Raw genomic sequence first — 22,708 nt, forward strand, 5'->3', positions numbered from 1 at the left:
ATGAATGACGTCATCAACCTCCTGCAGTCGCACCGCTCCATCCGCCGCTTCGCCGACAAGCCCATCGGCGAGGAGCTGTTCCGTTCGCTCCTGGAGGCGGGGCAGAGCGCCGCCACCTCCAGCCACGTCCAGGCGACGACGGTGATCCGGGTCCGCGAGCCGGCCCATCGCGAGGCGATCGCCGAGCTGGCCGGCGGGCAGCCGTACATCGCGAGCTGCTCGGAGTTCCTGGTCTTCTGCGCGGACATGAAGCGCGTCCTCGATGCCAGCGAGCGCGCCGGCGCTGCCCCCGAGCGGGGCATGACCGAGCAGTTCATCATCGCCACGGTGGACACCGCGCTGTTCGCGCAGAACGTCGCCGTCGCCGCGGAGTCGGCCGGGCTCGGCATCTGCTACATCGGCGGCATCCGCAACAACCCGGCGCGCATCAGCGAGCTTCTGGAGCTGCCGCGGGATGTCTATCCCGTGTTCGGCTTCTGCATCGGCCACCCGGAGCAGGACCCGGAGGTCAAGCCGCGGCTGCCGCTGGACGTCATCCTCAAGGAGGACCGTTACCACGACGACGGCGAGGCCGCGGCCATCGACGCCTTCGACGCCACCATGCGCACCTACTACCAGCGGCGCGGCAGCAACCAGAAGGCGAGCACGTGGAGCGGCCAGGTCGGGGTCCTGTTCTCCGAGAAGACCCGGCCCCACATGCGGGACTTCCTGCACGCGCGCGGCTTCATCATGAAATAGGGGCGGCGGGTCACTCCGGGGCGAAGCAGGGCACCCGGTACTCCCCGTCGGTGTCCCTGAACACGACCCGCACGCGCTGGCCGACGTGAATGTCGTCCAGGTCGCAGTCGACGATATTGGTCATCATCGACACGCCCTCGTCCAGGGTGACGAAGGCGATGGCGTACGGCGTCGGCCCGGCGCGGCGCGTGACGCTGAACGTGTACACGCTGCCGCGGCCCGCACTCTCCTCCCACACCGTCTCCCCGCCCAGGCAGAACGGGCACACGGCGCGCGGATAGAAGTGCGTCTCGCCGCAGGCCGTACAACGCTTGATGAGCAGCCGGCCTTCGTTGGCCGCGGCGAAGTAGGCCTCGTCCCCCGGGTTGATCTCCGGGGCCGGCATGGAACGCGGCTCATCGGGTGTGGCCATGATGTCTACCCCCTCTCCAGAATCAGCGTGGCGCTGCCGTGGCGCGTCGCCAGGGAACCCCCGGTGCCCTGCGCCAGGGCCAGGTCGCAGCCGGGCACCTGGACCGCGGGGTGGGCCTCGCCGCGCAGCTGGCGCACCGCCTCGATGACCTTGGTCATGCCGCCGCGGTTGGCCGGGTGGTTGTTGCACAGGCCGCCGCCGTCGGTGTTGAACGGCAGCCGGCCGACGCCCGAGATCAGGCCGCCGTCGGCGACGAAGCGCCCGCCTTCGCCCTTGCGGCAGAAGCCCAGATCCTCCAGCTGCACCAGCACGGTGATCGTGAAGCTGTCATAGATGGAGGCGTACTTGATGTCCGCCGGCTTCACGCCCGCCTCCTCGAAAGCGGCGGCGCCCGAGCGGGCCGCGCCGGAGGTGGTCATGTCCACCCGGCCGCCGTTCAGGCCCTTGTGCGCCTCGCCCGCGCCGCGCACCGCGACCTTCGGCTGCCCCAGGCTCGCCGCGATCTCCGGGCGGGTGACGATGACCGCGCCGCCGCCGTCGCTGACCACGCAGCAATCCATCCGGTGGAGGGGATCGGCGACCATGGGCGACGCCACCACGTCCTCCACCGAGAGGACGTCCCGCAGCACGGCGTGGGGATTGTGCTGGGCGTGGTGGGAGGCCGCGACCTTGATCCAGGCCAGCTGCTCGCTGGTGGTGCCGAACTCGTGCATGTGCCGCATGGCGACCATGGCGTACTGGTTCAGGGTCAGCGGGCCGTAGGGCGTCTCGTAGGGGACGTCGGGCATGTTCGGCCCCCAGTTGCGCACCTTGGCCCCGCTGACCCCCTCCGAGCGCGGCCGGCCGCCCAGGGTAACCAGCGCCACGTTGCACTTGCCCGCGGCGATGGCCTGCGCGGCGTGGGCCACGTGGATAATGTAGGACGAGCCCCCGGTGTCGGTGCTGTCCATGTGGCGGACGTCGAGCCCCATGTACTCGACCATGCTGAGCGCCCCGAGGCCGGGGGCGTCGCCGGCGCAGAAGTAGCCGTCGACGTCCGAGGGCGACAGCCCCGCGTCCTCCAGCGCGCCCCGGGCCGCCTCCGCGTGGATCTGCGCCACCGACAGGTCCGGCGCCTTGCGGACGGGGTGCTCGTAGATGCCGGCGATGCACGCCTTGCCCCTGATGCTCATTCGGCTCACTCCATGACGGTCTGATGGTTCGCGGATGCACGCATCCCGCGCCCGCACCGGCCCGCCGCTACTCGGGCAGGCGCAGGACCTGCTTGGCCAGGATGTTGCGCTGGATCTCGTTGCTGCCCCCGTAGATCGTCGCCGGCATGGCATCGAAGTACAGATTGAGCACGTCCACGGAGCGGTCACCGAACGACTGCGGCCCCGGGATCGCCGCGGCGCTGCCGGCGGAGGCCACGATCAGGGCGGCGATGCGGTCGAAGGTCTCCGTGGCCCAGATCTTCAGCCACGACACGTCGGCACCCAGCGGCTGCCCGGCGCGCACCTGCTCGGCGAAACCCTCGTACGCCTCACCGAGGTCCGCCACGTCCAGCTCCAGGCGCGCCAGCTGATCCATGAAGCCCGGATCGCGGTACAGCTCCCGGGCCGCGGCCAGCCGGTGCAGGCGTCCCAGCGCCTGGCGCGCCAGCTTCGGGCTGCCGAGGAACAGGCGTTCGAACCCCAGCAGCGCCTTCGCCATGGACCAGCCCTCGTTAGGGCTGCCCACCAGGTTCTCCCGGGGCACACGCACGTCCTCCAGGAACACCTCGCAGAACTCCTCGTGCCCGGCGATGTTGCGGATGGGACGGATGTGCACCCCTTCGGTCCGCAGGTCCACCAGCAGGAAGCTGATGCCCTCCTGCTTGCGCTCCGCCGCAGGGTCCGTGCGCGCCAGCAGGAACATGTGCGTGGCGTCCTGGGCCAGGGTGGTCCACGTCTTCTGGCCGTTGACGATGTAGACGTCACCGTCCGCCACCGCGCGGGTGCGCAGGCTGGCGAGATCCGAGCCGGCATTGGGCTCCGAGTATCCCTGGCACCAGATGTGCTCCCAGCTCAGGATGCGCGGCAGGAAAGCCTGCTGCTGCGCCTCGGTGCCGTAGCGGATCAGCAGGGGGCCGACCATCACCACTCCCTGGTCCGGGCCGCGCGCCACGCCCCGGCGCTCCTGCTCCTCGATGTAGATGAGCTGCTTCGCAGGGGTCAGCCCGACACCGCCGAACGCCTGCGGCCAGCCCGGGGCCGTCCAGCCGCGGGCGGCGCGGTCCAGGTACCATTCGCGGACCTCCTGCCAGCGCAGGCGCCGGGACGGATAGCGCAGGTGCTCGGGGTAGTTCGCCTCCAGATCGGCGCGCACCGCCTGGCGGAACGCCTCGTCGCTCATCGCGTTCCAGTCCGTCATGACACGGCCTCCAGCGACTCCCGGGGCAGCAGCGCGGCATAGCGCCGCCGGTGCCAGGCGGCGTTGCCGAGCCACGCGCTCAGGGCCACGATACGGTGAAGATGGACTCCCACATCGGCCTCTTCGGTGTAGCCGATGGCCCCGTGGAGCTGGACCGCCTCTCGGGCGACAGCCATGGCGGCCGATCCGGCGCGTGCCTTCGCCCGGCTGGCAGCCTGCTGCCGCACCGCCAGGTCGTCGTCGCCGTCGAGAACGCGGACGGCCTGCCGCAGCGCCGCCCGCATGAGCTCGACCTGGATGTACAGGTTCACCGCCCGGTGGCGCAGCACCTGGAAGGCGCTCAGGGGACGGTCGAACTGGCGGCGGGTGGCGAGGTAGTCGTTGGTCAGCGCCAGCAGCTGCTCGCTCAGCCCCAGCATTTCCGCGCTGGCGAGCACCTGCGCCTCGGCGACCCCGTGCTCCAGCGCTTCCAGCCCGCGCCCGGGGGAGGCCAGCCGGTCACCATCGGGCACCGGCACGCCGTGCAGACGCAGCTCGGCGACCCGGCTGCCGTCCACCAGCGCCTGCGCGCTGACGTCCAGCCCGGGGGCGTCGGCGGCGACCCGGTACAGTGCGATGCCGTCGGCCGACGCGGCACTGACGATGTAGGCGTCGGCCTCCGCCGGGGTGACCAGGATCTTGCGCCCGGTCAGCACCGGCCCCGCGCCTCCCGGCTGTACCGTGCACAGGGGACGGGCCGGGGAGGCATCCTGGCTGTCCTCCTGCCAGGCGACGGCGTACAGCCGGCGCCCCGAAGCGATGTCGGCGAGCAGATCGCGCGCCAGGACGTCGTTGTCGCCCGAGCGGATCACCGCCGCCGCGAAACCGGCCACCTCGACGAACGGCTCCGGCAGCCGGCCGCGGCCGAGGCCCTCGGCCACGATGGCGAGCTCCGCGACGCCCAGATCCAGGCCTCCCGCTGCCTCCGGGACACGGATGCCCAGCCAGCCGACGTCGGCGAGCCGGGACCACGCCTCCCGGGAGAAACTCTGGTGGGTCTCGCGCAGCGCCCGAACCCGGCTCAGGGTAGCGTCGGCGCGCACGAAATCCCTGACGGAATCAGCAAGCATGCGGTGCTCGTCCTGTCTGTCCTCCATCGTCCTCTCCGGCTGCAGCCAGCAACCAGCCTGCGGCGCGGCGCGGCCTCCGCACAATTTGCGGTTCCGGAAGGGCGGCTTCAGCAGATTTGAAGTGCCCGCCGAGCGGTCCCGGCGCGGTTTCCCCCGCGCGGCGCCGAACGAGGAGTGGCGGGGCCGGGGCGGCTGCCCGGATCGCGCATCACGCCCCGCGGCGACGAGCGCACGGGCGCGCGGCCAGTTGACCGCCCCGGTACCCGCACCTACCGTTGCCTCTGGGCAACCCCGCGGGAGGCAGCGTGCACGGGAGCAACAGCCGGGCATCACGCATGTGCGCCGCAATGACAGGGGGCCGTCGGCGCACGGCTCGCGGGCTGCCGTGAGCACGGCGCATGTCTCGGGCACGGCGCTGCCGTCGCGCGCCCGCTCGCCGCTGGCCTATGTCGCCCTGGGCGCCGGCCTGCTCGGCGCAGCCCCGGTCATGGCATGGCTGGGCGCACCGGCCCTGGCGGCGGCCATTGTGCTCAGCTGGGCGCACCTGCGGCGCATTGCGCGCATCCTGCTTGCGGCCGGCGGCGCCGGGGCGGCGAGCACCCTGGCGTTGTCCCCGGATCTGCTGTTCCGGGCCGCGACCAGCATGACCGCTCTCGCGGCGCTGGTGATGTCGGTCCTGCTGCTCGCGGAGCTGCTCACCGGCTCTCCCGACCTCGGGCGCATCTCCCGCCGGCTGTTCGCGGGTCGTCCGCTGCCGCGGTACGCCAGCATCAGCTTCGGCACCGGCTTCCTCGGCGTGCCGCTGAACTTCGGCTCCGTCGGCGTGGTTGGCGGCATGGTGCAGAGCGAGCTGGAGCACGGGGGCGACGGCCCCGCGCCGCGCAACGCGGCCCGCGCCGTCCTGCGGGGGTTCGGCTCGTCATCGTTCTGCTCGCCGCTGTCGGTGGCCGTGGCCATCACGCTGACCTTTCTCCCGGGCCTGGCGGCGACGAAGCTGTTCGCGGTCATGGTCCCCCTGGCGGCAGGCTACCTGGGGCTGGGCATGCTCTTCCGGGAGCGGGAACGTCCGGCCGGCGCGCCGCATCCGCCCGAGCGGCACGGGCCCGCCGGTCCGCTGCTGCGGCTCGGCAGCACCGTCGGCGCCATCTGCATCGCCGTGCTGACGCTGCACAACGGCGTCGGCCTGGGCTACGCCCATGCCGTGGCGCTGACCTGCACCGCGGCGGTGGTGATCGGCAGCACGCTGCCCGCCCTGCGCGGGGGACTGCGACCGGCGGTGCCCTCGCTCGCGGGCATCAGCAACGAGCTCGCCATCATGGGCGGATCGGCGTTCCTGGGCGTGCTCGCCAGCGGATTCGCGCTCGGTGTACTGGGACCGGAGTTCGGGCTGCCCGGCTGGGCGCCGCCCCTGGCGGCCCTGCTCGTACCCTGGGTCCTGTTCGTGGGCGGAATCCTCGGCCTCAACCCCATCGTCACGGGAACCCTGGTCGGCGGCGTCCTGGGCCCCGTCTGGCCGCCGGCGGCGGTACTGGGGCTGGCCGTGAGCATGCTCTCGGGCTGGGGCATCACGGTCGCCGGCACGCCCTACTCGGCGGCGGCGCTGATCCTGAGCCGCCTGACCGGGTACGACAACGTGCGGCTGGCGCTGCACTGGAACCGGGGGCTCTCCGTCACGGGGCTGCTCGCAGGCGGCGGCCTGGGGGCGGGCATAACCTATCTGTTCGGCTGACACCGACGGCAACGGGAGACAATGCAATGAGCACGGGACAACGATGGTTCATAACGGGCTGCTCCACGGGGCTGGGTCGCGCCCTCGCCGAGGCGGTTCTCGACAACGGCGGCCGGGCGGTCATCACCGCCCGCGACCCGCGCAGCCTGGACCCGCTGGTGGAGCGCTACGGCGACCGCGCGGTCGCGCTGGCCCTGGATCTGAATCGACCGGACCAGGTCGCGGAGGCAGCCCGGCGGGCCGCATCGGCCTACGACGGCCTGGATGTCCTGGTGAACAACGCCGGCTACGGGCTGGTAGGCGCCGTCGAGGAGACGGATCCGGCCGAGTACCGCCCGCTGTTCGAGACCAACTTCTTCGCCACGGTGGAGCTGACCCGGGCGCTGCTGCCGCTGTTCCGGCGGCAGCGCCGGGGCCGCATCATCAATATCTCGTCCATCGCCGCCATGGCGCCGCGTCCGGGCTACGGCTTCTACGCCGCCACCAAGGCGGCGCTGGAAGCCGTCTCCGAATCCCTGGCCCAGGAGCTGCGGCCGCTGGGCATCGCCGTCACCCTGGTGGAGCCCGGCCCGTTCCGCACGGACTGGGCCGGGCGCTCCCTGCAGCTCGCGGACACCGCCATCGACGACTATGCCGACACCAGTGGTGCCAGCCGCCAGGCCGTGCGGGAGCGCAACGGGCGCCAGGCCGGGGACCCGGCGCGGGCCGCGCGGGTAATCATGGCGGCGGCGCAGGCCGAGCAGCCGCCCCTGCGCCTGCCGCTGGGCAGCTTCCCCTACCGCAGGATGCGGGAGAAGCTCGGCGAGATCGAGGGCGAGCTGGCGCAGTGGGAAGACCGCGCCGGTGCGGCCGTGGAGTTCGACTAGGGCCGTTCGCCGGGCCGGGGCCTCACGGCCCTGACCCGGACAGGCACACCGGCGGACAGCGGCGGCAGCACCTCACCGTAATGACGCGACCTCATCAATCCCTGCTGCCGCCCTCGGGCGGCGCCGAGGGCGCCGTCCCTACTGCGGCCACCGGCCGCCGCAGGGACGGGAAGAACCACGCCGCGGCGTAGACGGCAGCAACCAGCCCGGCCCCGAGCAGATCGGTCCGGCCCTCGGGGTAGATCAGGGTCGCCGTGGCCACGAGCAGCACCACGCGGATCGGCCAGCCGATGATGCCCACCCGGTACAGGTGCGACTCCAGGGCCGACGCCAGCAGCCACATGGCAGCGATGGCGGTCACGGCCGAGACGGCGATGCCCAGCAACGGCCCCTGCAGGATCAGCGACGGGTTCAGCACGAACAGGAACGGCAGCACGAACAGCACGCTGCCCAGTCTCATGGCGTACATGCCGGTACGCCACGAGTCGGCTCCCGCCACCCCGGCCGCGGTGATCGCCGCCAGCGCCACCGGCGGGGTGATATACGACATCATGCCCCAGTACAGGATGAACAGGTGGCTGGCCAGGGGATTCAGCCCGGCGGACGTCAGCGCCGGCGCCAGGAGAATGGACAGGAAGATGTAGCAGGCGCTGACCGTCATGCCCATGCCGAGAATGAAGCTCGTCACGGCGCCGGCCGCCAGCATCAGCGGGATGCTGCCGCCGGCATAGAGCAGCAGCTCCCGGGAGAACGCCCCGGCCACCCCGGTGTAGGACAGCCCCCCGACCACCAGCCCGATGCCCGCCAGGATGGCGACGAGATTCGCGACGCTGGTGCTCAGCTCCTGCAGCAGGCCCAGGGCGCGGGAGACGTTCAGCCGGTACTGCGAGCGGAACAGCGATACCACCAGCAGCACCAGGGTCGCATAGTAGGGCGCCCGGGCCTCGAGCCGCATGAACAGCAGCATGTAGATGAGCATTACCAGGCTCAGCAGGTAGGGCCAGCCCTCCTTGAGCACCTGCCACAGGCGCGGGATATCCTCCTGGCTCATACCGCGCAGCCCCTTGCGGGCGGCATAGCTGTCGACCTGGAACAGCAGGGCGACATAGAACAGCAGCGCCGGCAGGAACGCCGCGATCATCACCTCCGCGTACGGCACCCCGAGGAACGACGCCATGATGAAGGCCACGGCGCCCATGACGGGCGGCATCAGCGTCCCGCCGGTGGACGCGCAGGCCTCGATGGAGGCCGCGTAATGGGGCGCATACCCCGAGCGCTTCATGGCAGGGATGGTAATGGGGCCGGTGGTGAGAATGTTGGAGATGACGCTGCCCGAGAGGCTGCCCATCAGCCCGCTGGAGACCACCGCCACCTTGGCCGGCCCGCCGCGGGTGCCGCCCATCAGCGCGGCCGCCAGGCGCATGAAGAAGGCGCCGCCCCCGGTGACGGTCAGCGCCGCTCCGAAGACCACGAAGCCGATGACCAGATTGGCCACCACGCGCATGGGGATGCCGATGACGCTCTCCACGCCCATGACATGGGCGCGGATGGTCTCGCCGAAGCTGTACTGCGTGCCCCAGAGGAATCCGGGCATGTAATCGGCATACAGCGGGTAGCTGCCGAACACGAGCACCACGCCCAGCAGCGGCAGGCCGCCGCAGCGGCGCACCCCCTCGATGATCAGTGCAAGCAGCACGCCGGCGGCCACGGTGGCCTCCAGCGGCGCCGTGAAATCCCAGCCTTCCTCGATGATCTGCAGGCCGTGCAGGCCGAGATAGACGGCGCACGCCAGCGCCGTGCCGGCCAGGAGCCAGTCGTACCAGGGCGTGCGCCATGCGGCGCCGGGGTGCGCCGGGAAGCACAGATACGCGGCCCCCAGGAACAGGCCGATGAGATAATAGAGAAACGAGTTGCCCAGCGGGCTGAAGCCGAGCAGCTTCAGGTAGAAAGTCTGGTTCACGGCCATCAGCAGCCCGATGGCCCCGGCCGCCAGCACGACCCAGTACGTTACGCCGTGCATGCGCCCGGACGAGCCGCTCGGCGGCTGATCGCCCGACGGCGCCGCATCCGTGGAGGAAGAGACAGACATGACGGGAGCCTCGCTCCGGTTCGCCGAAAGCGGTAGCGGGAAAGGGAGGCGCGCCCGCGGCGCGCCTCCCCTACCATACGTCAGGGCGGACGATCAGAGGGAGTCCAGCGCCCTCTGCCGGTGCTCCTCCCAGAGCGCGTTGAACTCGTCTTCCGATTTCCCGGCCGCCTCGTCCATGGTGGTCTGCCATGCATCCTGCAGGGCCCGCAGGCGCTCCAGACGGGTCTCATTCCACTCGTCGTGCTCCTCCGTCCAGATGCCCTGCTCCCGCAGGTAGCGGATGGCCCCTTCGTGGAAGGGGGCATCGGCCGGCGGCACCCCCGACTCGTCGAGATCCCACTGGGACATGACAGCGGTGGCGTCCTTGTACATGTCGTAGGTCTCGTCCAGCGCCTTGACCAGACTGTAGACCTCGTCGGCGCTGGTGTCGGCGCGGGCGACGATCATCGGATACCGGTACGCCATGATCTGCACCGGATTGTCCTCCGAGATGCCCGCCCCCTTGGTCTCCTCGTAGGGTGCGAAGAACGGCGCCACCTCGCGCAGACGCTCCCAGCCCTGCTCGTTGTCGCTGGGCAGCTCCACCCAGTGGATGCCGCGCGGGGACTCCGCCAGCTCGTAGAGCTGGCTGGGGGTGGTGGTGGTGCAGGTGGCATCCGCATCACCGGCGGCCAGCGAGCTCATGGCGCCGCCGTAGGTCGGGAACTCCCGCACCTCGACGTCGTCCTTGGTCAGGCCGGCGAAGCTCAGGATGGCCTCGCACTTGACGTTCACCGACGGATTGCCGGCCACGAAGGCGACGCGCTTGCCCTCGACGTCGGCGATCTCGTCGATGCCGGCATCCGCCGCCGTGGGCATGCCGAACGCCGCCGGCCGGCCCGCGAGCACGCGCAGGTCCTGCGGCCCCCACTGGCGCGCGGCGAAATCCTCAACCCCTTCCGTGGCGAACCAGGTCTCGGTGGCCAGGAAACCGTACTGGGCGCGCTGCTGCACCACCGGCTGCAGCCGCCCGATGGACGAGCCCGACGGCTGGATGCGGATGCGGGTACCGTATTCCCGGCCCAGGGCGTCCGCCATGGCGGATGCCTCGGCATAGCCGGCGGAGCCCACGTCGTAGGACGTCCAGGTCATGGTATCGGGCAGATCCTGGGCGCCCGCGGCACCCGCCAGCGCAACGCCCGCGCCGGCGGTCGCCACCGCCAGCCGGCGGCCGAGACGATTGATTGAATGCATCATCATGCTTCTCCTCCATTGTTTTATCGTTCGTCACTCTGCAATTGCCACCATGCGCAGCATGGCCATACGGGACAATTCGCGTTTGCCGAAGCACCCCTTCAGCGGAACTAAAGGCGGCCCCTTGCCCCACTCCGCAACCGGCTCAGGCCGGTTTCGGCTCACCCTGCCTGTCGGCACCGGCCGCGCCCAGCTGCAGCGCCTGGTCCCGGGCCATCGGCGTCTCATCCAGTAGCGCCCGCAGGGCGTCCGGATCCTCCGGGGCCGACGCCCAGGGGTCCCGGGGAAGCAGCTTGTGGGTCATCACCAGCTGCGCCAGGGCCAGCCGCCGCCAGTCGCCCTCCACCCGTGACGCCTCCCAGGCCATCAGCACGGCCGCCGTCACGTTGTAGAGGCCCGTGGCCACGGCGCGGACGTCCGGCTCCGCGCCCTCGTCGGCGGCCACTTGCTCGGCACGGGCCACGCCCTTGTCGAGGGTGGTGCGCATGGCCTCGTGCACGGCCTCCGGCAGGTCCGCCTCGTCCAGGCGCGCGGCCAGGTAGCCGTGGAGCACGGGCAGCGTGCCCTCCCGGCGTATGGCGCGGAATACGTCCAGCGCCACGATGTTGCTGGTGCCCTCCCAGATGGACCCGAGGTGTGCGTCGCGCAGCACGCGCGCATCGGACCACTCCTCGATATAGCCGCATCCGCCGCGGATTTCCATGCCGTCGCCGGCGACCTTGCGGGCATCCCGGGTCGAGCGGAACTTGATCAGCGGCGTCAGGATGCGGAGCAGACGGGCGGCCTCGTCGTCCCCGACGTCCGCCCGCTCCAGGCACATGGCGGTATGGAAGGCCATGGTGCGGCCCTGCTCGGCGCTCACCATCATTTTCGCCAGCTGCCGCTGCATCAGCGGCAGCTCGATCAGCCTGCGCCCGAACGCCCGGCGATGGCGCGCGATGAACAGCCCCTCGTTGACGGCGCGCCGCATCAGTCCCGAGGAGCGCACGCCGTTGGACAGGCGCGACATGTTGATCATGTCGGTCATGTGCTTGAAGCCGCGGCCCTCCTCGCCCACGACGTAGGCCTCGGCGCCCTCGAGGACGATCTCCCCGCTCGCCATGGAGCGCGTCCCGAGCTTGTCCTTGAGGCGCACGATGCGGTAGTGATTCAGGCTGCCGTCGGCCAGGCGCCGCGGCAGCAGGAACAGCGTCAGCCCCCCGGTGCCGCCGTCACCGCCCGCCGGCCGCGCCAGGACCATGGCGAGATCGGCATCGGCATTGGAACAGAACCACTTGTCGCCGTACAGCCGCCACACCCCGTCCTCCCGGTGCGCGGTGGTGCCGATGGCGCCGACGTCGGAGCCGGCGTCCTGCTCCGTCATGAACATCGCTCCCTGGAACAGGGTCTCCGCGTCCTGGCTGGTCAGGGCGTCCACATAGCGCGCGACGAGGTCCTCGGAGCCGAACTTGCGCAGCGTGCGGGTGAGGGCATCGGTCATGCTGAGGGGGCAGCACAGCCCGAACTCCGCCTGCACGAACAGGTAGGTCAGCCCGTACTTGACGATGGGCGGCAGCGGCGCGGCGCTGCCGAAGACACCGGCGCGATGCGACATCGCCGCCAGGCCGAACTCGCAGAAGGCATATCCCTCCAGCCGCTGGTAGGCGGGGTGCTTGTCGATGCGCTGCAGATCCGCCGCGTTGCGGCTGCGCAGCTGCAGGGCCGGCGGGTTCTTGTCCGCCGCCAGGGCGAGATCCTCCAGCTCGGCCCCGACCAGCCCGCCCAGGCGCGTGAACTGCGGCTCGACCTCCGCGAGCACCTCCGGCGCGGCGTAGACCCGCAGCAGGCGCGCGAACTCCGGATCCGCCGCATAGGCGTTCATGCCGTGGCTGTCGGGGATGTTGCGGTGGATGTGCGGCTCCATGAAACGGCCTCCCGGTTGTGCGGCGACTCCTTCAAGCCTAGGCAAGGGTGGCCGTGACTGCCCAATACGGCTTCGCTATGCAACGATAGGGAAATGGGTATCGCCGGGCGGAGCCCGGGCCAGACGGAGCCATCCATGGCACTGACATTCCGGCAGCTGCGGTATTTCCTGGTCCTGTCCGAGGAGCTGCATTTCGGCAGGGCGGCGCGGCGCCTGCACCTCTCGCAGCCGCCGCTCAGCGCCAGCCTCCAGCAGATCGAGGATGCGCTCGGCGCCCGGTTGCTGGAGCGCACCAGCACGTACGTCCGCCTGACCCCGGCGGGCAGCGCCTTTCAGCAGCAGGCGCGCCAGCTGTTGCAGCAGCTGGAGGACACCCGCGATATCGTCCGCCGCGTCAGTGAAAGCCCCTCCGGCCTGCTGCGCATCGGCTTTACGCCGACGATGATCTTCCGCGGCCTGCCCGACGTGCTGTCGGACGTGCAGCGGCAGCACCCGGGCATCACGCTCCGGCTGCTGGAGCAGAACTCGGCGTCCCAGGTGGAGGGGCTGGCCGCGGATCGCATCGATGTGGGCTTCATCCACGCCATCCCTCTGCCCGAGACGGTGGCGTCACTGACCATCGCCGACGAGGCGTTCGTCTGCTGCGTGCCGGTGCATCACCCGCTGGCCCGCCGCGCCAGGGTCCACCTGCGGGACCTCGTCGGCGAGCCGCTGGTGCTGTTCAATCGGGCGCTGGCACCGCACTACTACGACCGTATCGTCGCACAGTTCCGCGTCGCCGAAGTCGAGCCCACCATCCGCCACGAGGTCTCGCACTGGCTGACCATCGTGGCGCTGATCGCCCACGGCATGGGCGTGGCGCTGGTACCCCGCGCCCTGACCCACTCCGATTTCGGCGCCGTCGCCTTCCTGCCGCTGGCCGACGACGGCCTGCGCCACGAGTCCCGGTGCATCTGGGCATCCGGGCGGGCCGGCACCGCCCGCGACCTCTTCATCGAGCGCGTGCGGGCCCGCTTCGACAACGGGTGAACGCCACGCGCCCGGAGCGCCCGCCGGTCCTACGATTGCGGCACCGTGGCGACCAGGTAATCCACCAGCTCTCTCGCGAACGAGGGCAGGGCGTCCATGTCCTGGGCGCAGATCTTCAGCCGCCGCTCGGCCCAGGCATCGCTGAGCTCGATGACATGGATGTCGGTGGTGCGTGCCAGGCGGTGAGCGGAGCTGGCCTGCAGCACGCCGATACCCGCTCCGGCGGCAACCATGCGGCAAAGGGCGTCGAAGCTCGACACCTGCACGCGGACGGGCAGGCGCACGCCCAGGTCGCTGGCCACCTGGAGCATGAAGGCGTAGATGGCGCTGCCCGAATGCAGCGACACGAAGTCGTAGTCCAGCGCATCCTGGATCGGCAGTACCTCGCGGTCGGCCAGCGGGTGCCCCAGGGGCGTCGCCAGCACCAGCCGGTCCGTCTGGTACGACCGGACCTCCAGCCCGCCGGTGGGCACATTGCCGGCAACAATGCCGATATCGGCACTGCCCTCGGCCACGGCCCGCACGATGTCGTGGCTCATGCGCTCCTCCAGGGCCACGTCCACCTGCGGGTGCGATGACAGGAACTCGCCCAGGGCCGCCGGCAGGAACTCGGTCATCGCCGTGGTGTTCGCCAGCATGCGGATGCAGCCCTTGACCCCCGTGGCGTACTCCAGCAGATCCCCGCGCAGGCGCTCGGCCTGCTGCAGGATGATCAGCGCGTGGTGCAGCATGGCCTCGCCCGCCGGGGTCAGCGTGACGCCGTGGCTGGCCCGGTGCAGCAGCTTGGTCTCGAGGGCGTCCTCCAGGTTCTTGATGCGCATGCTGGCCGCGGCCAGCGAGGTGAACGAACGCTCGGCGCCGCGCGTGAGGCTGCGGGTCTCGGCGATGTTCACGAACAGCCGGAGATCGACGAAATCGAAGAACAGACGTTGCATGGCGGACCGCGGTTTGCGATGAGGCAGACCTCATCATACTTCAGCACGACCGAACCCTCACTTCGCCAATTCCGAATTGCCACCCTACGGCCCCCGGACCCATTCTGGGTTCACCGCACTACGGCACGGGCAGCAGCATGGTCGACGAGGAACTCCAGCACTGGATCGGCACCACGGAAACCGTGGACGATCACATCACGGCCGCTCCGGCCCGGGCGCTCGCGGCGACGCTGGACCGGGACACCGCGCCGGACACCCCCGGTGATGCCCTGCCGCCGCTGTGGCACTGGGCCTATTTCCTGGCGACACCGGCGACCCATGCCCTCGGCCCGGACGGGCACGCGGAGCGCGGGGGCTTTCTGCCGCCGGTGGATCTGCCGCGCCGCATGTGGGCCGGCAGCCGCCTGTGGTTCCACCGCCCCCTGCGGCTGGGCGAGCGGGCACGGCGCACGTCGCGCATCGCCGATATCGCCGCCAAGCAGGGCCGCAGCGGGTCGCTGGTGATCGTCTCGGTAACCCACACGGTCGCGGGCGAGGACGGCCCGGCCATCACGGAGGAGCAGGACATCGTCTATCGCGAGGCGACGCCGCCGTCCGCGAACGGCGGCAAGCCGGCACCGCCGGGGGAACCCGGGTGGTCGCGCACCGTCACCCCCGACCCGGTGCTCCTGTTCCGCTACTCCGCGCTCACATTCAACAGCCACCGGATCCACTACGACCAGCCCTACGCCACCGACGTGGAGGGCTACCCCGGGCTCGTGGTCCACGGCCCGCTGACGCTGACGCTGCTCGTGGAAGCGCTGGCGGCGGCGCACCCGCAGCGGACCATCACGGGCCTGTCCATGCGGGCGCTGCAGCCGCTGTTCCACGGCGCGCCGTTCCGCGCGCAGGGGCGCCTGGCGGACGACGGCCGCCGGGCCGAGCTCTGGAGCGTCGGCCCCCATGGCGTCATGACCATGCAGGCCAGCGCCGAGCTGGCCGGCTGAGGGCCCGATCATTCACCGGCGACGGCCGCCGCGCCGCCGCCCAACGGATTGCAGCCATGCACCCGAAACCGGATCAGTACCAGGAACTGCGCGATGCGCTCCGGGATCTCTGCAAGCACTACCCGGACGCCTACTTCCGCGGGATCGATGCCGAGGGCACCTACCCCGAGGCGTTCATCGACAGCCTCACGGAGGCCGGCTGGCTGGCGGCCATGATTCCGCAGGAGTACGGCGGCTCCGGTCTGGGGCTGACGGAGGCCTCGGTGATCATGGAGGAAGTCAACCGCAACGGCGGCAACGCGGGCGCCTGCCACGGGCAGATGTACAACATGGGCACGCTGCTGCGCCACGGCTCCGAGGCGCAGAAGCAGGCGTACCTGCCGCGCATCGCCAGCGGCGAGCTGCGGCTGCAGTCCATGGCGGTCACCGAGCCCACCACCGGCACCGACACCACGAAGCTGAGGACCACCGCCGTCAGGAAGGGCGACCGCTACGTGATCAACGGCCAGAAGGTATGGATCTCGCGGGTCCAGCACTCGGACATGATGATCCTGCTCGCACGCACCACGCCCCTGGCCGACGTCCAGCGCCGCTCGGACGGCATGTCGGTATTCCTGGTCGACCTGCACGAGGCGATGGGCAACGGCCTCAGCGCGCAGCCGATCCGTAACATGGTCAACCACGAGACCAACGAGCTGTTCTTCGACGACCTGGAGATCCCCGAGGACAACCTGATCGGCGAGGAGGGCCGGGGATTCAAGTACATCCTCGACGGCCTGAACGCCGAGCGCACGCTGATCGCCGCCGAGTGCATCGGCGATGCCTGGTGGTTCCTGAACAAGGTGGTCGACTACACCAGCGAGCGCACAGTATTCGACCGGCCCATCGCGCAGAACCAGGGGGTCCAGTTCCCCATCGCGCGCAGCTACGTCAACACCGAGGCGGCGAACCTCATGCGCTTCCGCGCCTGCGAGCTCTACGACCGCAACGAGCACTGCGGCGCCGAGGCCAACATGGCCAAGCTCCTGGCGGCGGATACGTCGTGGGAGGCCGCCAATGTCTGCCTGCAGTACCACGGCGGCTTCGGCTTCGCGCACGAGTACGACGTCGAGCGCAAGTTCCGCGAGACGCGCCTTTACCAGGTGGCGCCCGTGTCCACCAACCTGGTCCTGTCCTACGTGGCCGAGCACGTGCTGGGACTGCCACGTTCATTCTGAGAGGTCGTGTTCATGCCGGTTCGCCCACTGGACGGTATTACCGTCGTCACCCTGGAGCACGCCATCGCGGCGCCGTTCTGCACGCGTCAGCTCGCGGATCTCGGCGCCCGGGTGATCAAGATCGAGCGCCCCGGCACCGGGGATTTCGCGCGCCACTACGATGAGCGGGTGCGGGGACTTGCCTCTCACTTCGTGTGGACCAACCGCTCCAAGGAGAGCGTCACCCTGGACGTCAAGCACGCCGACGGGGCGCGCGTGCTGGAGCAGCTCGTCGAGCGCGCCGACATCGTCGTCCAGAACCTGGCACCGGGCGCGGCCGCCCGGCTCGGCCTGTCGTACGAAACCCTGCGCGGGCGTGATGCCGCCAAGATCGTCTGCGACATCTCCGGCTACGGCGCCGACGGGCCCTACCGCGACAAGAAGGCCTACGACCTGCTGGTGCAGAGCGAATCCGGCTTTCTCTCCATTACCGGCAGCGAGGACGAGCCGGCCAAGGCCGGCTGCTCCATCGCCGACATCGCCGCCGGCATGTATGCCTACAGCAACGTGCTCGCTGCGCTCATCCAGCGCCAGCGCAGCGGCGAGGGTTGCCACATCGAGGTGTCGCTGCTCGATGCCATGACCGAGTGGATGGGCTTCGCGCTGTACTACGCGTTCGACGGAGCGCCTCCGCCGCCCCGGACCGGCGCGGCCCACGCCACCATCTACCCCTACGGGCCGTTCGCCACCGGCGACGGCCGCAGCGTCATGCTGGGCGTGCAGAACGAGCGCGAATGGCAGGCCTTCTGCGAGCGGGTGCTCGCCCGCCCCGAGCTGGCCGATGACGAGCGCTTTGCCGGCAACTCCGCGCGCGTGCGGTCCCGCCACGAGCTCAAGGGCGTCATCGAGCAGGTCTTCTCGACGCTGACCGCCGAGCAGGTGGTGGAGCGCCTGGACACGGCGCAGATCGCCAACGCGCGGGTGAACACCGTCGCCGATGTCTGGGCCCATCCACAGCTCGCCGCCCGCGACCGCTGGGCGCAGATCGACAGCCCGGCCGGCTCCGTCCCGGCGATGCTTCCCCCGGGCGCACCCGGGGCCTTCAGCCCCGCCATGGGCGCCGTGCCCGCCCTGGGCGAGCACACGGATGCCGTCCTCGGGGAAATCGGTTACGACACGGCGACCATCGCCGCCCTCAGGGAGGCCGGAGCCGTATGAGCGCAACCGACATCTCCACCAGCACCGAGGACCCGGGCGGCAGGCTTGCCGCGTTCGCCGCGCAGCTGCGCTTCGATGCGATTCCGGCGGAGGTGCTGGACCGCACCGAGGAGCTGTTCCTGGACTGGACCGCGTCGGCCCTGGCCGGCAAGGGCGCCCGCGCGGTGGAGGCCATCGACGCCTTCGCCCGGCGCATGGGCCCGGACAGCGGCGCAAGCGAGATCCTGATCAACCGCCGCGGCACGTCGCCGCTGTTCGCCGCCCTGGTCAACGCTGCCGCCTCGCACGTGGCGGAGCAGGACGACGTTCACAACGGCTCGGTGTTCCACCCCGGCGCCGTCGTCTTCCCCGTCGCCCTGGCCGTGGCGCAGGCGCGCGGTGCCAGCGGCCGCGCGTTCCTCACCGCGGCGGTCGCGGGCTACGAGACCGGCATCCGCATCGGCGAGTTCCTCGGGCGCTCGCACTACACCGTCTTTCACACCACCGGCACCGCCGGCACCCTCGCCGCCGCGGTGGCCGCGGGCCGGCTGCTGGATCTGTCACCGGAACGGATGGTCCATGCCATGGGGTCGGCCGGCACCCAGGCCGCCGGCCTGTGGGAGTTCCTGCGCGACGGCGCCGACTCCAAGCAGCTGCACACGGCGAAGGCCGCGGCGGACGGGCTGACCGCCGCGTACCTGGCCGCCGACGGGTTCACCGGGGCTCGCCGCATCCTGGACGGCGAGCAGGGCATGGCCGCGGGCATGTCCCGCGACGCCGACCCGGCGCGGCTGGTGGACCGGCTCGGCGAGCGCTGGGCGCTGGCGGAGACCTCGTTCAAGTTCCACGCTTCCTGCCGGCACACGCACCCGGCGGCGGACGCGCTGCTGAAGCTCGTCGAGCGCCATGGCCTGGGCCCCGACGAGATCACCGCGGTCACGGCCCGGGTGCACCAGGGCGCGCTGGACGTGCTGGGCCCGGTGGTGGAGCCGCGCAGTGTCCACCAGGCGAAGTTCTCCATGGGGGCGACCCTCGCCCTGATCGCCATCCACCGGCGTGCCGGCGTGCAGGAGTTCGAGCAGCACTACGACGCCCCGGCCACCCACGCCTTCCGGCGCAAGGTCACCATGGTGCTGGACCCGGAGGTGGACGAAGCCTACCCGCAGCGCTGGATCGGCAAGGTCACCGTCACGACGGCCGACGGCGCGATGCTGAGCGAGCGAGTCGACGAGCCCAGGGGCGACCCGGGCAACACGCTCACTCGCCCCGAGCTGGAAGACAAGGCGCAACGCCTGGCCGCGTTCACCGGAGCCGCGACCCCGGAGGAGCTCCGGCAGGTGATCGCCCTCGCCTGGGGCCTGCGCGACCTGCCCGCGCTGGGGCAGCTGCTCGCCGGCGCCCACGAACAACCGTGAATCGCTATCCAGGGGGACAATCCCATGAGTGAGCAACGCATGATGGAGGGCAAGGCGGTGGTCGTCACCGGCGCCGGCGGCGGCATCGGGCGGGATATCGCACTGATGATGGCCGAGCACGGGGCCCGCGTGGTGGTCAACGACATCGGCGCCAGCCTCAGCGGCGAGGGCGAGGACGCGGGACCGGCTCAGCAGGTGGTCGAAGAAATCCGCGCCGGCGGCGGCGAGGCCGTCGTCAACACCGACAGCGTCGCCGAGCCGGCCGGTGCCCGCGGGCTGGTGGAGACCGCCATGGACCGGTTCGGCCGCATCGACGCGGTGGTCAACAACGCCGGCATCCTGCGGGACCGCTTCTTCCACAAGATGAGTGAGCCGGAGTGGGACGCCGTCATCAAGGTGCACCTCTACGGCAGCTACTACGTCAGCCGCGCCGCCGCGCCCCACATGAAGGAGCAGCAGTCCGGGTCGTTCGTGCACATGACCTCCACGTCCGGGCTGATCGGCAACTACGGACAGGCGAACTACTCGGCGGCCAAGCTCGGCCTCACGGCGCTGTCCAAGTCCATCGCGCTGGACATGGAGCGCTTCGGCGTGCGCTCCAACTGCATCGCGCCGTTCGCGTGGAGCCGGATGATCAGCTCCATTCCCACCAACACGCCGGAAGAGGAGGCGCGCGTGCGCAAGCTCCAGGAGATGACGCCCAACAAGGTCGCTCCCCTGGCCGTGTACCTGGCCAGTGAGGCTGCGGCCGAGGTCAACGCCCAGATCTTCTGCGTGCGCAACAACGAGATCTTCCTGATCAGCCAGCCGCGGCCGGTGCGCTCGGTCCACCGCGCGGAGGGCTGGACGCCGGCGACCATCGCCGAGCACGCCGCGCCCGCGCTGAAGGCGAGCTTCCACGACCTGGAGCGCTCCGGCGACGTCTTCAGCTGGGACCCGGTGTAACCTCAACCCTGAAAGGACGAGCGGACCATGGACGCAAGAACCGATCTCTCCTCACTGTTCTCCCCAAGGGCGATCGCGGTGGTGGGCGCCTCCGGCGACCCGTCGCGCATCGGCGGGCGGCCCGTCGCCTACTGCCAGCGCCTCGGCTTCCCGGGGGCGATCTACCCCGTCAACCCGGCGCGCGACACCGTGCAGGGGCTGACGGCCTATCCCGACATCGACAGCCTGCCCGCGGAGGCCGACCTGTTCGTGCTCGCGATCCCGGCGGCGCAGGTGCCGGCGGCCCTGGAGCGCGCCGCGGCGAAGGGCGCGCGCGTGGCCGTGGTGTTCTCGTCCGGCTTCGGCGAGACCGGCGAGGCGGGCGAGGCCCTGCAGCAGGAGCTGCTGGAGATCGCCGCGCGCACCGGTGTCCGCGTGCTTGGCCCCAACTCCCTGGGGCTGTTCTGCAATACCTCGCGCATGGCGCCGACGTTCACCACCTTTCTCGAGGACGTGGAGCCCGCCAGCGGCAACCTGGCCATCGTCTCGCAGTCCGGCGCCTACGGCGCCCACCTGGCCATGCTTGCCAGCAAGCGCGGCATCGGCCTTTCCCACTTCGTCACCACCGGCAACGAGTCGGACGTCACGGTGGCCGACTGCATCCATCAGCTCGCCGGTGACCCTGCGGTCGGCGTCATCGCCTGCTACTCCGAAGGCGTCAGGGACGGCCGGCGCTTTCTCGAAGCCCTGCTGGCCGCCCGCGCCGCCGGCAAGCCGGTGGTGATCATCAAGGTGGGCAGCAGCAGCATCGGCCAGCAGGCGGCGCAGTCGCACACCGCCTCGGTGGCCGGGGACGACGCCGTGTTCGATGCCGCCGTGCGCTTCGGCGGCGCCGAGCGCGTACACAACACCCAGGCGTTCATCGACCTGATCTATACCCTGAGCCGCCGGCCGCCGCTTGCCGGCCGGCGGCTCGGGGTCCTGACCATGTCCGGCGGCGCCGGCGTGCTCATGGCCGATGCCGCGGCCGGCCACGGCCTCGAGCTGACCCCGCTGCCCGAGGATGCCCGCGCATGGCTGGCGGAGCGCATCCCGTTCGGGGCCGCCACCAATCCGGTGGATACCACCGCCCAGGCGGTGAACGACATGTCCCTGGTGGGCGATGCCCTGCGCGTCATGCTGGAGCGCGGCGGCCACGACGCGGTGGTGAGCTTCTTCATGAGCTGGCCCGCCAACCCCAGCATCGGTCCCAGGCTCAAGACGGCCATCGCCGAGGGGATCGAGGGCTTCGACGACCGCACCGTGGCCATCGCCGTCAACGCCGGCGCGGAGGTCAAGGCGGACTTCGATGCCGCCGGCATGCTAGTGTTCGACGATCCGACCTTCGCCGTCGATGCCCTGGCGGCGTCGGCGCGCATCGGCGAGCGCCTGCGCGAGCCGGTACCGGTGCTGGAGAGCCCGCGGGAACCGGGAGGTCAGCAGGACCTGGCCCGCCTGGACGAAGCGCAGACCGCCGCCCTGATGCGCGACGCCGGCGTGCCCATGAGCGACCACCGCACGGCGACGACCCCCGACGAGGCAGTCGCGGCCGCCGAGGCGCTGGGCTATCCGGTGGCCGTCAAGATCCTGTCCCCGGACATCCTGCACAAGTCCGACGCGGGCGGCATCGCCCTGGCCCTGCCGGACGCCGAGGCGGTGCGTGCGGCGACCCGGGACGTGCTGGACGCGTGCCGGGACCAGGCCGGGGATGCCGTGATCAACGGCGTCCTGGTCGCGCCCATGGCGGCGCCGGGGACGGACCTGATCCTCGGCGGCCGCGTGGATCCGGTGTTCGGCCCGGTGGTCGTGTGCGGGCTGGGGGGCATCTTCGTGGAGATCTTCAACGATGTCGCCATCGAGATCGCCCCCGTTACCGAGGAGCGCGCGGAGGCACTGCTGCGGCGGCTGCAGGCGTGGCCGGTGCTGGCCGGCGCCCGCGGCGGCGAGCCCGCGGACATCGCCGCCTCGGCACGGGCCATCGGGGCCTTCTCGCGCTTCGTCGCCAACAACGCCGCACATCTCAGCTCGGCCGAAATCAATCCGCTCCGCGTGCTCCCGCGTGGGCAGGGCGTGGTGGGCCTCGACGCCCTGATCGTCGGGCGGGACGGTGCCACATGAACGAACCCTCCGCCTACCGGACGTTCGCCGATTTCGAGCCGGGGGCCTTCATCGGCGCCACGCGGCTGCCGGTGACGGCACAGCTGAAGGCCACCTGGGAACGCATCGGCACACCCGCGGAAGGCGAACGGCTGCCCCCGGGGCTGCTGGTCGCCCTGCTCATGCGCGGCTACGGCGAAGTGGTCGATCGGCGCCCGCCGGGCAACGTCCACGCCGAGCTGGATATCACGTTCCTGGACGACCGGCTGCACGACGACGAGCTGCGGCTCTCGGTTCACTGCGCCGATGCGTCCCTGCGCAAGGGGCGGCGCTGGGTGGAGCTGGACACCGAGCAGTGGTCGGGGCAGCGCTGCCTGACGCAGGCACGCCTGACCCTGCTGTGGGCCCGTTAGGAGGTAG

The 22,708-nt window shown here is 70.9% G+C and carries 19 protein-coding genes; 11 read left to right on the forward strand and 8 right to left on the reverse strand.

Annotated elements, in window-relative coordinates:
- On the forward strand, window positions 1-738 hold the full coding sequence (nfsA, locus tag QWY84_RS02845; RefSeq protein WP_290200937.1) for an oxygen-insensitive NADPH nitroreductase: 738 nt from the start codon (window positions 1-3) through the stop codon (window positions 736-738).
- 10 nt (window positions 739-748) lie between these two features.
- Here the strand turns inward: nfsA and QWY84_RS02850 are convergent, their stop codons facing one another.
- From QWY84_RS02850 to QWY84_RS02865, 4 genes are all read right to left on the reverse strand, one after another.
- On the reverse strand, window positions 749-1,150 hold the full coding sequence (locus QWY84_RS02850; protein ID WP_290200938.1) for a Zn-ribbon domain-containing OB-fold protein: 402 nt from the start codon (window positions 1,148-1,150) through the stop codon (window positions 749-751).
- A 5-nt stretch (window positions 1,151-1,155) separates the two neighbouring features.
- Complete coding sequence (locus tag QWY84_RS02855; RefSeq protein WP_290200939.1) at window positions 1,156-2,322, reverse strand: thiolase family protein; 1,167 nt, start codon at window positions 2,320-2,322, stop codon at window positions 1,156-1,158.
- A gap of 67 nt (window positions 2,323-2,389) precedes the next feature.
- Window positions 2,390-3,541: an acyl-CoA dehydrogenase family protein gene (locus tag QWY84_RS02860; protein ID WP_290200940.1), complete on the reverse strand. Its 1,152-nt coding sequence runs from the start codon at window positions 3,539-3,541 to the stop codon at window positions 2,390-2,392.
- Complete coding sequence (locus QWY84_RS02865) at window positions 3,538-4,677, reverse strand: acyl-CoA dehydrogenase family protein (protein WP_290200941.1); 1,140 nt, start codon at window positions 4,675-4,677, stop codon at window positions 3,538-3,540. Before QWY84_RS02865 ends, QWY84_RS02860 begins: the two co-directional genes overlap by 4 nt.
- A 358-nt stretch (window positions 4,678-5,035) precedes the next feature.
- Here QWY84_RS02865 and QWY84_RS02870 point away from each other — a divergent pair, with 358 nt between their 5' ends.
- On the forward strand, window positions 5,036-6,379 hold the full coding sequence (locus tag QWY84_RS02870) for a hypothetical protein (protein ID WP_290200942.1): 1,344 nt from the start codon (window positions 5,036-5,038) through the stop codon (window positions 6,377-6,379).
- A 26-nt stretch (window positions 6,380-6,405) separates the two neighbouring features.
- Window positions 6,406-7,245 carry an oxidoreductase gene (locus QWY84_RS02875; RefSeq protein WP_290200943.1) on the forward strand — a complete coding sequence of 280 codons (840 nt, stop codon included), beginning with the start codon at window positions 6,406-6,408 and terminating at the stop codon, window positions 7,243-7,245.
- A gap of 94 nt (window positions 7,246-7,339) precedes the next feature.
- On the opposite strand, the gene QWY84_RS02880 is transcribed toward QWY84_RS02875, so the two are convergent.
- The 3 genes from QWY84_RS02880 to QWY84_RS02890 all read right to left on the reverse strand — a co-directional run bounded on the left by QWY84_RS02880 (window position 7,340) and on the right by QWY84_RS02890 (window position 12,470).
- Entirely contained in the window at window positions 7,340-9,334 is a 1,995-nt protein-coding gene (locus QWY84_RS02880) for a TRAP transporter permease (RefSeq protein ID WP_290200944.1), read from the reverse strand.
- Window positions 9,335-9,427: 93 nt separating this feature from the next.
- Window positions 9,428-10,573, reverse strand: a complete 1,146-nt coding sequence (locus tag QWY84_RS02885) for a TAXI family TRAP transporter solute-binding subunit (protein WP_290200945.1) — start codon at window positions 10,571-10,573, stop codon at window positions 9,428-9,430.
- A 139-nt stretch (window positions 10,574-10,712) separates the two neighbouring features.
- Complete coding sequence (locus tag QWY84_RS02890; RefSeq protein WP_290200946.1) at window positions 10,713-12,470, reverse strand: acyl-CoA dehydrogenase family protein; 1,758 nt, start codon at window positions 12,468-12,470, stop codon at window positions 10,713-10,715.
- A gap of 135 nt (window positions 12,471-12,605) precedes the next feature.
- Here QWY84_RS02890 and QWY84_RS02895 point away from each other — a divergent pair, with 135 nt between their 5' ends.
- On the forward strand, window positions 12,606-13,499 hold the full coding sequence (locus tag QWY84_RS02895; RefSeq protein ID WP_290200947.1) for a LysR family transcriptional regulator: 894 nt from the start codon (window positions 12,606-12,608) through the stop codon (window positions 13,497-13,499).
- Window positions 13,500-13,528: 29 nt separating this feature from the next.
- Here the strand turns inward: QWY84_RS02895 and QWY84_RS02900 are convergent, their stop codons facing one another.
- Window positions 13,529-14,434, reverse strand: coding sequence for a LysR family transcriptional regulator (locus QWY84_RS02900; protein WP_290200948.1), 906 nt, complete (start codon window positions 14,432-14,434; stop codon window positions 13,529-13,531).
- Window positions 14,435-14,571: 137 nt separating this feature from the next.
- Between QWY84_RS02900 and QWY84_RS02905 the strand changes: the two genes are divergently transcribed.
- The 7 genes from QWY84_RS02905 to QWY84_RS02935 are packed head-to-tail and all read left to right on the forward strand — an operon-like array spanning window position 14,572 to window position 22,701.
- The gene (locus QWY84_RS02905) at window positions 14,572-15,420 is read left to right on the forward strand and encodes an HTD2 family dehydratase (protein WP_290200949.1); all 849 of its coding nucleotides are present in this window, start codon (window positions 14,572-14,574) and stop codon (window positions 15,418-15,420) included.
- 56 nt (window positions 15,421-15,476) lie between these two features.
- Entirely contained in the window at window positions 15,477-16,637 is a 1,161-nt protein-coding gene (locus QWY84_RS02910) for an acyl-CoA dehydrogenase family protein (protein WP_290200950.1), read from the forward strand.
- Window positions 16,638-16,649: 12 nt separating this feature from the next.
- Window positions 16,650-17,834 carry a CaiB/BaiF CoA transferase family protein gene (locus QWY84_RS02915; protein ID WP_290200951.1) on the forward strand — a complete coding sequence of 395 codons (1,185 nt, stop codon included), beginning with the start codon at window positions 16,650-16,652 and terminating at the stop codon, window positions 17,832-17,834.
- Window positions 17,831-19,228: an MmgE/PrpD family protein gene (locus QWY84_RS02920; RefSeq protein WP_290200952.1), complete on the forward strand. Its 1,398-nt coding sequence runs from the start codon at window positions 17,831-17,833 to the stop codon at window positions 19,226-19,228. Before QWY84_RS02915 ends, QWY84_RS02920 begins: the two co-directional genes overlap by 4 nt.
- A gap of 24 nt (window positions 19,229-19,252) precedes the next feature.
- The gene (locus QWY84_RS02925) at window positions 19,253-20,173 is read left to right on the forward strand and encodes an SDR family NAD(P)-dependent oxidoreductase (protein ID WP_290200953.1); all 921 of its coding nucleotides are present in this window, start codon (window positions 19,253-19,255) and stop codon (window positions 20,171-20,173) included.
- 27 nt (window positions 20,174-20,200) lie between these two features.
- Entirely contained in the window at window positions 20,201-22,309 is a 2,109-nt protein-coding gene (locus tag QWY84_RS02930; protein WP_290200954.1) for an acetate--CoA ligase family protein, read from the forward strand.
- Window positions 22,306-22,701 (forward strand): hypothetical protein, encoded by a 396-nt coding sequence (locus QWY84_RS02935; RefSeq protein WP_290200955.1) that lies wholly within the window; start codon window positions 22,306-22,308, stop codon window positions 22,699-22,701. Before QWY84_RS02930 ends, QWY84_RS02935 begins: the two co-directional genes overlap by 4 nt.
- The last annotated feature ends 7 nt before the right edge of the window (window positions 22,702-22,708 follow it).

The sequence above is a fragment of the Aquisalimonas lutea genome, from assembly GCF_030409225.1.
Classification (GTDB): domain Bacteria; phylum Pseudomonadota; class Gammaproteobacteria; order Nitrococcales; family Aquisalimonadaceae; genus Aquisalimonas; species Aquisalimonas lutea.